The following is a 15,011-nucleotide window of genomic DNA, read 5'->3' on the forward strand; positions in this document are numbered from 1 at the left end:
GCCCCTGCTTTTTCAGGGGCGCGGGGAACTGCGCGAGCAACCCCCACCCACCCGCACGCGCCCAACCACCGCACCCCCCACCCCCTCCGCCTACTCCCGAGTCACCCGTATCCGGTGTTTCCCGGCGGCATCCACCCCCATGACCCGCACCTCGATCCCCGCCCTCGTGTCCTTGAACGTCTCCCCGGTGACGAACGGCGCGTCCGACAACTCGGCGTGGACGTTGGGGCTCCGCGTACACCCCCCGCTGTCCCGCCGGGCGTCGTACACCCGGATGGGCCCGTTACCGGTGTCGACATCCGCGTCGACCCGGTAGACCAGCACCCCGGGCCGGCACACGGCGGCGTCGTTCCCGGCCCGCGTCCGCAGCTCGACGGCGTACGCGGCCCGCGAGGTCAGCGGCACGACGACGAGCTTGCCGCCCCCCGGCTCGGCCAGCGGCGTCAGGTTGTACTCGACGCTGCCGCGCGCGGCCACGCACCCGACCTGCCCGGGGTCCAGCCACCCGAGCTTCCACTTGTGCCAGCCGAGGAGGTCGTTGTCGGCGCCCCAGTCCTCGCTCATGATGTCCCAGTGCCCGACGGCACCCCCGCCCTCATGGGTGTAGAGATCGGGCAGTCCGAACACATGACCGTTCTCGTGGGGGAGCACGCGGTAGCCCGTCTCGTCGTACGAGCCGGAACCGTCGTCCTGGCGGCTGTAGACGAACGACGCGTTGGCCACCGGCGTCCCGTCCGCGACCGGCGCCTCCCTGTTCCCGGCGAAGGTCACCGACAGCACGGTGTCGAGGGCGGAGGGGCCCGCGTTCGGGGTGACGAGGACGTTGACGAGGTCGTACGCCCGGAAGTCGACCAGCGGATCGGCGACCCGGACGAGGTCCTGGACGAGACGGCGGTAGCCGGGGTCGAAGGGCGCGCCGCGCTCTATGTCGTAGGAGCGGAACGGCTTCGGCATGCGCAGCCACTCGGTGACGGGGGCCTCCGGACGGTAGTCGATCCGGCCGTAGGAGCTGGTCCTGAACCACTTCTGGGTCTGCGGCGCGAACTCCGCGAAGCGGTCCATCGCCTCGCCCTCGCCGGGCGCGTCGGAGAAGTCGACCATCAGATTGAGGGCGCGGACGGTGCCGGTGGAGCGGGAGTAGCCGGGCGGGGTGGGTATGCCCTCGGACATCTGGACGCCGAGCCGTCCGCGGATCATGCAGGGGCCGAGCGCCGAACCCCGGGCCAGGGACGTGGCGCCGGCGGCCGTCGTCGCGTTCGCCATGAGCCGGCCGGTGCCGGCGGAGGTGGAGACGGCGAGGGTGAGCACGGTGACCGAGGCGAGCGCGACGACGCGACGCGGACGAATCCGGCGTCGTATGGACCGGGGCTCGGGACGTATCCGGCGTCGTACGGACCGAACCTGCGGGCGTATCCGGCGTCGTACGGACTGCGACTTCGGGTCCGGCTGCTGCATGCACGGGTCCCTTCGCGTCACGGCAGCCACGGGGTGCGAAGCGGCTGCGCCCTTTCGATCACCCTGGGGCGGGGGGTGCCGGGGGCGCGCGTTGGAAGAGGCCGAACGTGGGTTTCCTGGCCAGCGGGCTGTGACTCAGGTCACAGGAAATCTCCTCGATGGCGGGAAATAACCGGGGACCGTTTCCCCGTTTGGTCAGGTGTCCGAGCGAAACGGGGACAACATCCCCGGATAATCACCCTCAAGGAGTACGCCGTGGAGACCATGACCGCCCCCGTGCCGCGCAAGGCGCCCCGCCCCCGGGCCGACGCACTGCGCAACCGGGAGCGGATCGTCACCGCCGCCCGGGAGATGTTCGTGGAGTTCGGCCCCGAGGTGCCGCTCGACGAGATCGCCCGCCGCGCCGGTGTCGGCAACGCCACGGTGTACCGCAACTTCCCGGACCGCGAAGCGCTGGTCCGGGAGGTCGTGTGCTCGGTCATGGACCGTACGGCGGAGGCGGCCGAGGCCGCGCTCACCGAGACCGGAGACGCGTTCGAGGCGCTGTCCCGGTTCGTGCACACCGCCGCCGACGAGCGGATCAGCGCGCTGTGCCCGATGGTCCAGAGCGCGTTCGACAAGCACCACCCCGACCTGGAGGCGGCGCGCGAACGGCTGGAGGACCTCATCGGCGAGGTCATGGAGCGCGCCCGGCGGGCCGGGCAGCTCCGCGCCGACGTCGGCGTCGGCGACATGATGCTCGCCGTTGGCCAGCTCAGCAGGCCCCCGGCGGGCACGCAGTGCGCGGGCGCCGACCGCTATCTGCACCGCCATCTGCAGCTCTTCCTGGACGGCCTGCGCGTCCCGGCCCGCTCCGACCTGCCCGGCACCCCTCTGACCATGGAGGACCTGCGCCAGGCCTGACCGACAGACCGACAGACCGACTGACCGACTGACCGACTGAGCAAGGACGCAAGGACGCGGGGACGCGGGGACGTCCCAGGAGTCACCTTCACGGCTGTCAGCGTTGACCAGCCGCACTTCAAGTCACCCTTTTTTGCCGCCAGTTACCGATATTTCCGTCACATACTCCCGGAGTGGGTACCCCCATGTCTGAAACGGCCCAGAGCCTCGCGAAGTCGTCGGTGGACGACTCGCACTCCAACCGCTGGAAAGCGCTCGTCTTCATCGCGCTCGCCCAGCTGATGGTCGTACTGGACGCGACCATCGTGAACATCGCCCTCCCGTCCGCCCAGCAGGACCTGGGGATATCGGAGGGCAACAAGCAGTGGGTCATCACGGCATACGCGCTGGCCTTCGGTGGTCTGCTGCTCTTCGGCGGCCGCATCTCCGATCTGTGGGGCCGCAAGCGCACCTTCGTCACCGGTCTGATCGGCTTCGCCGGCGCCTCCGCGCTGGGCGGCGCGGCCACCGGTGAGGCGATGATGCTGGGCGCCCGCGCGCTCCAGGGCGCCTTCGGCGCACTCCTCGCGCCGGCCGCGCTCTCCCTGCTGGCCGTGATGTTCACGGACGCCAAGGAACGCGCGAAGGCGTTCGGCATCTACGGCGCCATCGCGGGCGGCGGCGGTGCCGTCGGTCTGATCCTCGGCGGCTTCCTGACCGAGTACCTGGACTGGCGCTGGACGTTCTTCGTCAACATCCCGTTCGCGGTGATCGCGGCGGTCGGCGCGTACTTCGTCATCCGTGAGCCGGAGGGCGGCCGCAACCGCTCCCCGCTGGACATCCCGGGCGTCGTCCTGTCCACCCTGGGCCTGGTCTCCCTGGTCTACGGCTTCACCCGCGCCGAGTCCGACGGCTGGGGTGACGGTGTGACCATCGGTCTGTTCATCGGCTCCGCCGTCCTGCTGGCGGCCTTCGTCCTCGTCGAGTCCAAGGTCAAGGCCCCGCTGCTGCCGCTGCGCGTGGTGACGGAGCGGAACCGGGGCGGTGTCTACCTCTCCCTCGGCCTCGCGGTCATCGCGATGTTCGGCCTGTTCCTCTTCCTGACCTACTACCTGCAGATCGTGAAGGGGTACTCACCGGTCAAGACCGGTTTCGCCTTCCTCCCGATGATCACGGGCATGATCATCGGCTCCACCCAGATCGGCACCCGCCTGATGACGAGGGTCCCGCCGCGCCTGCTGATGGCGCCGGGCTTCCTGGTGGCGGCCGTGGGCATGCTGCTCCTCACCCGGATGGAGGTCGACTCCTCGTACCTCGGCCTGCTGCTGCCCGCCCAGCTGCTGCTCGGCCTCGGCATGGGTACGGCGTTCATGCCGGCGATGTCGCTCGCGACCCTCGGCGTCGAGCCGCGTGACGCGGGTGTGGCCTCCGCGATGGTGAACACCTCCCAGCAGGTGGGCGGCGCCATCGGCACCGCCCTGCTGAACACCGTCGCCGCCTCGGCGACCACGTCCTACATCGAGGACCACATCGCCACGGCCACCTCGAAGCCGGCCGCCCAACTGGTCCAGCTCCAGGGCATGGTCCACGGCTACACCAACGCCATCTGGTTCGCCGTGGCCATCCTCGCCGTCTCGGCGGCCATCGCCTTCACCTTCGTCACCACGGGCCGGCCGGACGCCTCGAATCCGGTTGCCACGGGCGGCGAAGAGGCCGAGTCGGACGAGGTCAAGATCCCGGTGATCGCTCACTGAGGTTGGAAGGCCGGGGCGCAGCCCCGCCTTCCAGGGGCGCGGGGCTGTGTTGGATTTGCGGCTACCGCCGCGTGGGCGCGACAAGCCCCCACCGGACCCGCACATCTCCCCAACCCCAGTCACCCCCCACCTCACCCGGCTCCCCGGCGGAGCCTCACCGCAGCCAAGGCAAATCCGCCCCGGCCTCCTTCGGCTGAAGTCCCTCGGCGATGATCCCCATGATCTCGCCGAGGGACTTCTGCTGTTCCGGCGTCAGCCGATCGAACAACGCCTGCCGCACCGCGGCCACATGCCCCGGCGCCGTCTTCTCCAGCACCTCCTGCCCCTCGTCCGTGAGCACCGCGAACTGCCCCCGCTTGTCCGACGGGCAGTCCTCGCGCCGCACCCACCCGTTCTTCTCCAGCCGGGCGACGGCGTGCGACAGCCGGGAACGGGTGATCTTCGTGTGCATCGCCAGCTCGGTCATCCGCATCCGCCGCTGCCGCGAGCCGGACAGCACCACCAGCAGGTGGTAGTAGAGGTGCGGCATGCCCGCGTCGCGCTGCAACTGCCGGTCGAGATGGTCCTCCAGGAGGGTCGTGGCGTGCACAAACGCGAGCCAGGTGCACTGTTCGCCGTCGGTGAGCCACCGGGGTTCGTCCGGGGCCGGGGACATGTCGTTCGACGTGTCGGATGCCTTCTTCATACCCCCACTGTACGAGTACCCTTCTTGAATTTTGAACTATAGAGATGTAAGGTGAAGCAATAAATATTGAGACTTCAACTACTGGGGAGTTGGGAGAGGTCTCAAGCGCCGGAAAGGCGCGTTTGAGCACGAAGGAGCCCTGAAGCAAGCCGAAAAAGCCGAAGAGGCAGAACAAACCAAACAGCCTGAAGCGACCGCAGTGCCCGCTGAGGCATATGCGTTCCGCATGTGATGCATCACCTGTATGCACTGGATGCGACGCATACGACGTACGAGATCTACGCACCCGTACATCACGTATGTCACGGACGACCGCACACCGCCGACAACACCGCCGACAACACCGCGCGTAGCCGTCCGTAGCCACCCGAACCCGCCCTGCGCGTCGCGAATGCCGTGTCGAGGGAGTCACCCCTGATGTCCGCCACCTCAGCCACCTCCGCCACCACCGTCCCCGAAGGGCGCCCGGCCGTGGAGCCGGAGCGTATGCCCGCGCTCTATCTGAGCCACGGCGCCCCACCGCTCGCCGACGACCCCATCTGGCCCGGCGAACTGGCCGCCTGGTCCGCGAGCCTGCCCCGCCCCCGGGCGATCCTGATGATCTCGGCCCACTGGGAGGAGGCACCGCTGGCCATCGGCGCCGTGGAGCCCGTCCCCCTGGTCTACGACTTCTGGGGCTTCCCGGAGCACTACTACAAGGTCACGTACGGTTCGCCGGGCGCCCCCGAACTGGCCGAGTCCGTCCGCAAGCTGCTGCGCGCCCCCGGCATCCCGGTCCAGGACATCCCGGACCGGGGCCTGGACCACGGCGCGTACGTCCCCCTGGTCGAGATGTACCCGGACGCCGACATCCCCGCCCTCCAGATCTCGATGCCGACCCTGGACCCCCTGAAGCTGATGGACATCGGCCGCAGGCTCGCCCCCCTCCGCGACGAGGGCGTCCTGATCATCGGCTCCGGCTTCTTCACCCACAACCTCGCCGCCCTACGCCACTCCGACACCCCGTCCTGGTCCACGGAGTTCGACGCCTGGGGCCACCAGGCCCTCGAATCCCACGACTGGGACGCCCTCCTGGACTTCCTCCACAAGTCCCCGGCAGGCCACCTGGCCCACCCCCGCACGGAGCACTTCGCTCCTCTGTTCGTGACGATGGGCGCGGCGGACGCCTCCGGCGAACTCACCGCCCAGAAGTCGGTGATCGACGGCTTCTGGATGGGGTTGGCGAAGAGGTCGGTGCAGTTCGGGTAGCGGCGTCGGCGCGGTTCGGGTAGCCGTGGCCGACGTGCCGTTTCCCCTATGGGCGTGGGGGAGTTGCTCCTAGGCTTGACGGTGTGACGGAGCGGGGCGGGACGGACAACAGCATCAACGACACCACGGTCCACGGCACGGCCTTCCAGGCGCGGGACGTGGGCCAGTTGGTGATCAACCACTACGCGACGCCCGCACCCCCGACCGCCGCTCCCACGGAAGCGCTTCACCCCTGGGTGCGGGAGATCGACGGTTCCCAGTTGTGGCAGCGCGTCCCCGAAACGCAGAACCGCTTCTCCGAAACGCGGGACGGGGAGGCGTTCCGGGGCGCGGCCCGCGTGCTGGCGGGCGCGCTCGGGGCGCTGCACGACGAGGCCGAGCGGACGTTCGCGGACGACGACCCCTGGTGGGACCGAGGGCTCACCAAACGGTTCCACGGCCACATCAGCAGGCTCGCACGGGCCGGCGCATGGCAACTGGCCGGAGTGGAGGCCCTGTTGCTGGCCCTCGCCCCGTTCCTCTCCCAGTGCCTGTGGGCGCGTACCGCCGCCGCCCGCCGCCATGTGGGACCCTCGAACCTGGAGCCGACGGGCACAGCCGGGGAGCGGGCCGACTTCGAGGTGTTCTTCCACCGCGAGCACGAACGGCTCGTCAGGCGGGCCAGGTTGGGCCTTCCCGCACGAGGGGACGCCAAGAAGGAGATCGGCTGGTGGCTGTTCCACCAGTGGGTCGACGCCGAACTGCGCGGTGCCGAGCGCTACTCGTGCGCGTACAAGGACCTGATGGACCGACTGCCCTGGGACGATCCGGCCCTGGTCGCCGTGAGCGCGGACCGTGTGCTGCGGCGATGGCGCCTGGTGGAGCGGATGCTGTACGGGGTGCGGCTGCCGCCCGGCGAGTTGTGCCGTCCGGAGCGTTTGGAGACGGTTGACGCGGTGGCTTCCCCCGGCGGAGGCGGCCAGGTCCGCCAGGTGATCCACGCCAGAAGGCTCGGCCTGCTGCTGGCGGTCGCCCGGGCCCGCGCCCTGGACATGCCCGCGCTTCCCGACGTCCTGGTGGAGAACCTGGGCATCCCGCACCGAGTGGATCTCGACGAGCTGCGCACCACGCTCGACGAAGCCGACTGGGAGGGCGACACCGCGACCACGGTCCTCGCCGCCGAATGCCATCACGAGGCGGTCTTCGAGGCACTGCTCCAGCACACGAACCAGATCGACGCCCTCCTGTCCGACATCCACCGGACGGTACGCGACAGCGACGACCGGGAGCCCCTGCGCGCACTCCCGATCAGGGCCCAGGCGGAGCGCCTGAAGCCCGCGCAGGGCGACGACCTGAGACCGAAGTTCGAGAGCTACAGCAAATTCCAGGTCGATCCACAGCGCGTGCAGACCCTCCTCATGGGCGACCAGCTCTACCGCAGCCCCGGCCTGGCCGTGCGCGAGCTGTACCAGAACGCCCTGGACGCCTGCCGCTACCGCAGGGCCCGCACCGCGTACCAGACCCGCCTGGCGCGCAAGAAGGGCGTCGTACGCGGCGACTCCTGGACGGGGAAGATCCGTTTTCGGCAGGGTGTGGAGAACGGTCGCGCGTACCTCGAATGCGAGGACAACGGCATCGGCATGAGCGACAGCGATCTCGCCCGCGTCTTCGCCCGCGCGGGCACCCGCTTCACCGACCTGACGGACGTACGCAACGAACGGGCGAAGTGGCACACGGAGGACGTCCACCTCTATCCCGTCAGCCGCTTCGGCATCGGAGTCCTCAGTTACTTCATGATCGCCGACGAGATCGAGGTCACCACCCGCAAACTCCGGGAGGACGGCAGCACCGGCCCCTGCTACACGACCTCCATCCACGGCCCCAACCACCTGTTCCGCATCGCCCCCACCGAGACCGGCCGAACCGGCCCGGGCACAACCGTGCGGCTCTATGTCCGGGACAACGCCCCGTCCTGCGTACGGGAGTTGACCCGCCTTCTGGGGGTCGCGGACTTCGAGACCACGGCGGAGTTCGAGGGGCGGGGGCCCGCGGTGACATGGGAGGCGGGGGAGCTGCGGCCGAGGCCGCGGTCCTCGTGGGACGACGGCACGGACGGCATCCACGCGGAGGGGGCACTGGTGCCCTGCCTGCGTACGGCGGACGCCGCGATTCCGCAGGTGGTCTGGTGCGGGGAGGGAGGGGGTGTGCTGGTCGACGGGCTCCTCGCGCGCCCGAGTCGACCGGTCGGGCTGCTCGCGGTTCCCCGTAGGGACATGCATACGTCATGGCAGTCGTCATCGGATGGGAGGCTGCGCGGTGCGGTGGTGAACCTCGTGGGAGCGCAGGTGCCCAAGCTCTCCATCGACCGCCTGGAGATTCTTGAGGACGTCTCGGGGAAGACGGGAGAGCTGTTGGGCGCGGCGGCAGAGGAACTGGTCGCCTCGGACCCCGATCTGCTGACCTTCGGATGGATCACCGATGTGGCCCGCCACAGCCCAGGGGTCGCCGACATCGTGGTCAGGGCGGCAATGGTGGCGGGCGTGGAGTTGGGGCTGCGGGACGGCCGGACGTTCAAGGTGGCCGAGGTGGGTTGCTTTCCCACAGATACCCACCTGATCGCTTTGGCCTTGGGCAACACCCATCCGAGCGCCGGAACCCCGGACCACGTCCTGCTCTGGCGGCTACTGCACCATGGTGCGGCCGAAGCGTTCTCCGTCCTCGTCCCGGAGTTGAGGGACGTGGGGCCGCTCCTCCCCGCGCTGCCGTCGGACCATGATGTACTCGGGGGCTTTCGGGACTGGACCGGGGTCGGCGGCGATGTGGCTCCCGGCCATGTGCTCTCGGTGGCCTCCTGGACGGGGATGACGCCGCGCACGGTCGCCCAGCGTGCCGTGGCACTGGGCGCCGACATCAACCGGGTCGACCCGTTCCCGGACACCCCGCCTGACCCGCTCGACCTGGCGCTGCTCAGCCGCTCACTCAACGGGTCTCCGGATTGGCTGCCCGCCGATGAGCCTGTTCCACTGGGACACTTTCTCGACGCCTGCCTCCGACTCGACATCAGTGTCCCGGAGGCCGCCAGGCGCCTGAAGGGCTACGGTCTCGACGTCACCGCTGCCACGAAGCTTCCGGCTCGGCCCGGCGAGGAGGAACTCCGCCTGCTGAGCGTCGCCGTGGACGACGTTGGGGGCTGGCTGCCATCGGACGAGCCCGTACCGCCCGGACGGGTGCTCCAGCAGTCGGTACACCTCGGTGTCTCCGCCGAGGAGCTGCGGCAGAGACTGCGTGACTTCGGCTTGACCGTCGGTCAGGCACCGGCCGTCCCAGGGCCCAGCGACATGAGACTGCTCAGCCACGATCTCGACGGTGCCCGCCCCTGGCTGGTGGCCGGGGAGTCCGTTCCCGGCCTTCACCTGCTGTGGGCCGCGAGGGAACTTGACCTGTCCATGAACACACTGGTCTCGATCCTGGAGTCCTACGGAATGGCCGTCCCGTCGGTGCCGACCTGGGAGCCTTCCGCCCGGGACTGGGCACTGTTCGATGTCTACGAAAGCGCGGCCAACTGCGACTACCTGTGGATCTGGGCTGATGAACTGAATCTGACGTTGAAAGAAGTGGCCGACGGGTTGCGCAGACTCGGCGTGGACATCGTGTTCGATCCTCCCGAGGCACCGGACACCCTGGACACGGTGCTCCTGAACGAGAGGCTGAAGATCTGGAGTGACCGGGGTTTGAACGATTCCAGCGTTTCGATCGTGGAACTTCTGACCACGGCACAAGACCTGCGCAGGAGCACCGCCGAGATCGCGTCCCGACTCGCGTCGTACGGACTGGACATCCCGGACTACGACCACCCGGACCGGAACCGCTGTCAGGACGACCTGAAGCTGCTCAGCTGCTTCCTGCACGGCGTCGAGCCCTGGCTCGACCCGCGAGAGTGCCCTCACCTGGGTCACATCTACGCCGCCTCCCGGAAACTCGACCTCACCATGGACGAGGTGGCGGCCCGCCTCCGTTACCTCGGCGTCGATGTCCCCGACGTCAGGGACATGATCCGCGCCGCGATGGCGAAGCTCCCCAGGTTGTCGGGGGACGGGCGGTCGCGGGAACAAAACCCCGACCAGGTCCGGGAACAAAACCCCGACTAGAGGTCCTTCTCGTACCAGGCCACATCCCAGTACCGCCCGAACTTGCGGCCCACCTCGCGGTACGTGCCGACGTGGCGGAAGCCGAAACGTTCGTGGAGGCGGGTGGAGGCGGCGTTCGGCTGGGCGATGCCGGCGTAGGCGCGGTGGATGTCCTCGTCGGCGAGGGCCTCGAAGAGGGCCTTGTAGAGGAGGGTGCCCACGCCGCGGCCGCCGGCGTCCGGGGCGAGGTACACCGACACCTCCACCGAGGTGTCGTACGCCGCCTTCGCCCGGAACGGGCTGCTTGTGGCGTAGCCAAGGATTCTCTGTGAGTTTGCCGTGGCGGCAACTATCAGGCGGTGCCGTCCGTCTTCAAGGTGGGAGAGCAGCCAAGGACGGCGCTCTTCCGGAGTGAAGACAGTGGTATCGAATGTGATCGGCGTCTCATGGACGTGGTGGTTGTAGATGTCGGTGAGGGCATCGAGGTCCGCCTCGACTCCCGGCCTGACCTGCACCTCTTCGGGCTCGTTCGACATCACGCCCCCTCCTGTGGCCGCACAGGGTACTGCAAGATCAGAAAAATAGTGGGACAGGTTGGGAATTCTGTCCTGATTCCAGTCGTTGTTTCCTTCGGAAGCCGGGCACTCGCGGCAGAGTGAGAGGCAGTGGCTAGTGCAGTCAGTGACTAGTGACCGCCTCGCAGCTCAGCGGCAGCGCCCGTGCGGCCACCGGACCACGTAGGACCCAGACACGACCCTGCCAGCCCACCATCGCAAGGGAGCACGCATGGCAACCCGTGCCGTCGCCGCTCGTCGTTCGTCCGCCACCGGCGGGAGCGACGCGGCAAGCAGCGTTCGCGCCTCTGGCGGCGAGATCGCCGACCGCGACCTGGTCGGCATGTACCTCGACGAGATCGCACGTACACCGCTGCTCGACGCCGCCAAGGAAGTCGAGTTGTCCCAGATCATCGAGGCGGGTGTGTTCGCACAGCAGATCCTCGACGGCGAGGAGGAGCCCAGGGCGGACGCCACACGCGAGGAGCTCCAGGCCCTCGTCGCCGACAGCGACCGGGCCAAGGACATCTTCATACGGTCCAACCTCCGCCTTGTCGTGGCCGTCGCCCGCCGCTATCCGCGCAGCGGCCTGCCCCTGCTCGACCTCATCCAGGAGGGCAACGCCGGCCTGGTCCGCGCGGTGGAGAAGTTCGACTACCGCAAGGGCTTCAAGTTCTCGACGTACGCCACCTGGTGGATTCGTCAGGCCATCACCCGTTCCATAGCCGACCAGTCGCGCACGATCCGGCTGCCCGTCCACCTCGTCGAGGAACTGGGCCGCATCCGCCGGGTGCAGCGCGAGTTCAACCGCGAGCACGGGCGCGACCCCGAGCCCCACGAGATCGCCGCCGAGCTGGGCTCCACCCCGGAGCGCGTCGGTGACGTCCTCGACTGGGCCCGCGACCCCGTCTCGCTGAACATGTCGGTGGACGACGAGGGCGAGACCCAGTTCGGCGACCTGCTGGAGGACACCTCCGCGGTCTCACCGGAGCAGTCCGTGCTGACGCTGCTGCGCAGCGAGGAACTGGACAGCCTCATCGGGCGCCTCGACCAGCGCACCGCCTCCATCATCAAGATGCGGTACGGCATCGAGGACGGCCGCGAGCGCACCCTCACCGAGGTCGGCAAGGAGCACGGGCTCACCCGCGAGCGGATTCGCCAGATCGAGAAGCACGCGCTGCTGGAACTGAAGAAGCTGGCTCGCGACACCGGGTTCGACGCGGCGGCGTAAGCCGCCCCCGGGCCGCGCCCCCTTGCGCCGCTGCGGGGCGGCCGCCGACGGTTCGCTCCTTCGGCCGCGGGGGAGTGGGGTGCTGGGCGGGGTCGCCGTTGTAGGACGACGTGGTCGAGGGGTGGATGTGATTCGGTCGGTCCGGTGTGGGCCGACCGGTCGGGTCCGCGTGGTGAGGCGTGGGTCGGCTGTGGCTGCCGCGATTGCGCTGTGGCGGTACCGGGCGCCGGGCAGCCGGTCGGTCGGCTGGGCGGCGGCGTACCGTACCGCCGTGCGTCGGCCATGGCTCGGCCGTAATGGCTGTACTACGTCGCTTCAATCCCCCGTTCCCGGGGCACAAGACTGGCGGGCCCACCGAATTCACCGGGCCCGGAGCCTCGCGGCCCGGGACCCGTGGTCCGAGAACGTCCGTCCCGAGAGGAGTCCGGGGAAGCCGAGGGCGCCGCGACCAAGCCCCTTGAACGAACCGAGCCGAACCGAGCCGATCGCGCCACGTGGCCGCACCTCAGCCCGAACGAGCAAGTGAATCCAGCCGGTGAGCCTGGTGCACCCAGCCCAGGTGGCCGCACCTGAGTCCGACCGAGCCGAGTGAACCGAGCCGCCGAGTCCGGTGCACCTGGCCCGCGCTTCGACCCAATGCGACCCATCGGCCCACCCGAGACGAACGCCGAACGACCGAGAGCCCCGGCGTAGGCGGCGCAGGGCGACGGCCGACCGAAGACAGGTCGACGTCGACCCACCGACCACCGACCGCCGAACCGTGGACCACCGAACCGCCGCCCCACCGAAGCCAAGTCCCGACGCTCTCCCCCCAGCGCCGGGACTCTCCCAGAGCCGGGCTTCGGCGCCTCCCCTCGGCGCCGGAGCCCGGCTCCATTTCCCCGCCTTCCCGCTGTGCCGCCGTTCTCCGCCGGTCCTCTACGCCGTCCGACGACCCACTCGCCGCCCTCCGGCTCCCGCCCCCTCGCTCCCGCTCTCGCCTCCCCGGCGCCCGCCACCGAACCTGCCCCGCTTCCGCCCTCCCCCTGTCCAGCCCCCTCACCCCTCCGCCGCTTCAGCTGTCGTCGCCGTCGCCGCCCGACTGAGGCGGGCGCCCAACTGCCGTACGCACTCGACCAGTTCCGGCGGTTCGCGCACCGTGAAGTCGCAGTCGAGGAGGGCGAGGCGGACCGCCACCCACTCCAGGGCGTCGCCGGTGGTGGTGCGGAGACGGCAGCTGTGGGCGTCGACGGGTTCGGGGGTGCCGAGCCAGTGGGCCAGGCCGGGCGGGAGGGACTCGGCGGGGGCGGCGAAGGTGACATCGACGTCGTACGAACCCTGCCGGCCGTACATCGACTGCTGGACGAACTCCTCCGCACTCCCCGCCGGCAGCTCGCGCGGCGCGAAACGGGCGCCCGTGGCGAAGGGGTCCGCGACACGGTCGACGCGGAAGGTGCGCCAGTCGGCGCGTTCGAGATCGTAGGCGACGAGATACCAGCGGCGGCCGGTCGAGACGAGCCGGTACGGCTCGCAGTGGCGCCGGGATTCGGCTCCCTGGCCGGAGCGATAGGCGAAGCGGAGGCATTCATGGCCGGCCACCGCCGAGGCCATGACGGTCAAGGTCTCGGGAGCCACCGTCGCACCGTCGCCGCTGGTCAGAGGGCTGGTCGCGGCCTGGAGCGTGGAGACGCGGTGCCGTAGTCGGGAGGGGAGCACCTGTTCGAGCTTGGCGAGGGCCCGTACGGAGGCCTCGTCCACGCCCTCGACGGCGTGCCCGGCCCCGGCCCGCAGCCCCACCGCGATGGCCACGGCCTCCTCGTCGTCCAGCACGAGCGGCGGCATGGCCTTCCCCGCGACCAGCCGGTACCCGCCGTCCGCGCCCCGGGACGCCTCCACCGGATACCCCAGCTCCCGCAACCGATCGACGTCCCGCCGCACCGTCCGCCGCGACACCCCGAGCCGCTCGGCCAACTCCCCACCGGGCCACTCCCGAGGCGTCTGGAGAAGCGAGAGCAACTGCAGCAGGCGGGCCGGGGTGTTGGTCGTCACGACGCGGCCCTTCCCGCGCAGGAGATGGCGGAGGTACGGGATGTGCCGGTCATCCTGTGTGTCGTCCTCATGGCCCCAAGAATCCCGCACGAGTGGGACAGGAACTGACCCAACCGGACGGCATTCCCCGACGAGCGAGCCGCCGGTCCACGTCGCGCCACCCCGGCTACCCACACCCACAGATGCCCACTTGTTTCTGATCAACGTCCGAACCTGTTTACTTTTCGGAAATCCGGGCGTAGCCTCCGAGCGAAACCACAGACTCGGGCATCAGGCGGAGGCGAACGGACATGTACGCACCGGAGCGGCAGCAGGAGATCCTCCGGCTCGCCCGTGACGGCGGCCGGGTGGACGTGGTGTCGCTGGCCGAGGAGTTCCAGGTCACGGCGGAGACCATCCGCCGCGATCTGAAGGCCCTCGACCGCGCCGGTCTCGTCCAGCGCGTGCACGGCGGCGCCATCCCGGCCGGCCGGCTGGACTTCGAGCCCGACCTCGCCGAGCGCGAGGGCACCGCGGCCGACCAGAAGGACCGTATCGCCCAGGCCGCCCTCGCCGAACTGCCGAGCGACGGCACGGTCGTCCTCGACGCCGGTACGACCATCGCCCGCCTCGCCGCCGCGATCCCGCTGGAGGCGACGCTCACCGCCGTCACCCACAGCCTCCCGATCGCCGCACGCCTCGCCGACCACCCCGGCATCCAGCTCCACCTCGTCGGCGGCCGGGTCCGCCACCGTACGCGCGCCGCCGTCGACGCCTGGGCCCTGCGGGCCTACGGCGAGATCCGCGCCGACGTCCTCTTCGTCGCCGCCAACGGTTTCTCCACCGAGTACGGCCTGACCACCCCCGACCTCGCCGAGGCCGCCGTCAAGCGGGCGGCGGTGGCCGCCGCCCGCCGGGTCGTACTGCTCGCCGACTCCACCAAGCACGGCCAGGAACACTTCGCCCGCTTCGCCCACCTCGGCGACGTGGACCTGCTCATCACCGACAGCGGCCTCAGTCCCGAGGACACAGCGGCCATCGAGCGCGGCGGCACGGAAGTACTGCGTGTCTAGGGCCGCGGAGGCCGGG

10 protein-coding genes are annotated in these 15,011 nt (G+C 69.8%); 6 read left to right on the top strand and 4 right to left on the bottom strand.

The genetic code is table 11. The features are described from left to right. Positions 1–90: 90 nt before the first annotated feature. The gene (locus ACWD4G_RS08245; RefSeq protein ID WP_451291425.1) at positions 91–1,455 is read right to left on the bottom strand and encodes a M6 family metalloprotease domain-containing protein; all 1,365 of its coding nucleotides are present in this window, start codon (positions 1,453–1,455) and stop codon (positions 91–93) included. A 255-nt stretch (positions 1,456–1,710) separates the two neighbouring features. Between ACWD4G_RS08245 and ACWD4G_RS08250 the strand changes: the two genes are divergently transcribed. Beyond that, positions 1,711–2,358: a TetR/AcrR family transcriptional regulator gene (locus ACWD4G_RS08250; RefSeq protein WP_451291427.1), complete on the top strand. Its 648-nt coding sequence runs from the start codon at positions 1,711–1,713 to the stop codon at positions 2,356–2,358. A 185-nt stretch (positions 2,359–2,543) separates the two neighbouring features. Beyond that, entirely contained in the window at positions 2,544–4,091 is a 1,548-nt protein-coding gene (locus tag ACWD4G_RS08255) for an MFS transporter (protein ID WP_451291429.1), read from the top strand. A gap of 154 nt (positions 4,092–4,245) precedes the next feature. Here the strand turns inward: ACWD4G_RS08255 and ACWD4G_RS08260 are convergent, their stop codons facing one another. Beyond that, positions 4,246–4,776, bottom strand: coding sequence for a MarR family winged helix-turn-helix transcriptional regulator (locus ACWD4G_RS08260; RefSeq protein ID WP_451291430.1), 531 nt, complete (start codon positions 4,774–4,776; stop codon positions 4,246–4,248). 417 nt (positions 4,777–5,193) lie between these two features. On the opposite strand from ACWD4G_RS08260, the gene ACWD4G_RS08265 reads away from it, so the two are divergent. After that, positions 5,194–6,024, top strand: coding sequence for a dioxygenase family protein (locus ACWD4G_RS08265; RefSeq protein ID WP_451291432.1), 831 nt, complete (start codon positions 5,194–5,196; stop codon positions 6,022–6,024). 83 nt (positions 6,025–6,107) lie between these two features. Continuing rightward, the gene (locus tag ACWD4G_RS08270) at positions 6,108–10,151 is read left to right on the top strand and encodes a wHTH domain-containing protein (protein ID WP_451291434.1); all 4,044 of its coding nucleotides are present in this window, start codon (positions 6,108–6,110) and stop codon (positions 10,149–10,151) included. Here the strand turns inward: ACWD4G_RS08270 and ACWD4G_RS08275 are convergent. Continuing rightward, positions 10,148–10,666: an N-acetyltransferase family protein gene (locus ACWD4G_RS08275; RefSeq protein WP_451291436.1), complete on the bottom strand. Its 519-nt coding sequence runs from the start codon at positions 10,664–10,666 to the stop codon at positions 10,148–10,150. The two genes, ACWD4G_RS08270 and ACWD4G_RS08275, sit on opposite strands and share 4 nt — an antisense overlap. Positions 10,667–10,916: 250 nt before the next feature. On the opposite strand from ACWD4G_RS08275, the gene ACWD4G_RS08280 reads away from it, so the two are divergent. Beyond that, on the top strand, positions 10,917–11,915 hold the full coding sequence (locus ACWD4G_RS08280) for a sigma-70 family RNA polymerase sigma factor (RefSeq protein ID WP_451291437.1): 999 nt from the start codon (positions 10,917–10,919) through the stop codon (positions 11,913–11,915). A gap of 1,038 nt (positions 11,916–12,953) precedes the next feature. Here the strand turns inward: ACWD4G_RS08280 and ACWD4G_RS08285 are convergent. Further along, positions 12,954–13,943, bottom strand: a complete 990-nt coding sequence (locus ACWD4G_RS08285) for a helix-turn-helix transcriptional regulator (RefSeq protein ID WP_451291690.1) — start codon at positions 13,941–13,943, stop codon at positions 12,954–12,956. Between the two features lie 290 nt (positions 13,944–14,233). Here ACWD4G_RS08285 and ACWD4G_RS08290 point away from each other — a divergent pair, with 290 nt between their 5' ends. Then, positions 14,234–14,995: a DeoR/GlpR family DNA-binding transcription regulator gene (locus ACWD4G_RS08290; protein ID WP_451291438.1), complete on the top strand. Its 762-nt coding sequence runs from the start codon at positions 14,234–14,236 to the stop codon at positions 14,993–14,995. The last annotated feature ends 16 nt before the right edge of the window (positions 14,996–15,011 follow it).

The sequence above is a fragment of the Streptomyces sp. NPDC002643 genome (assembly GCF_053592555.1).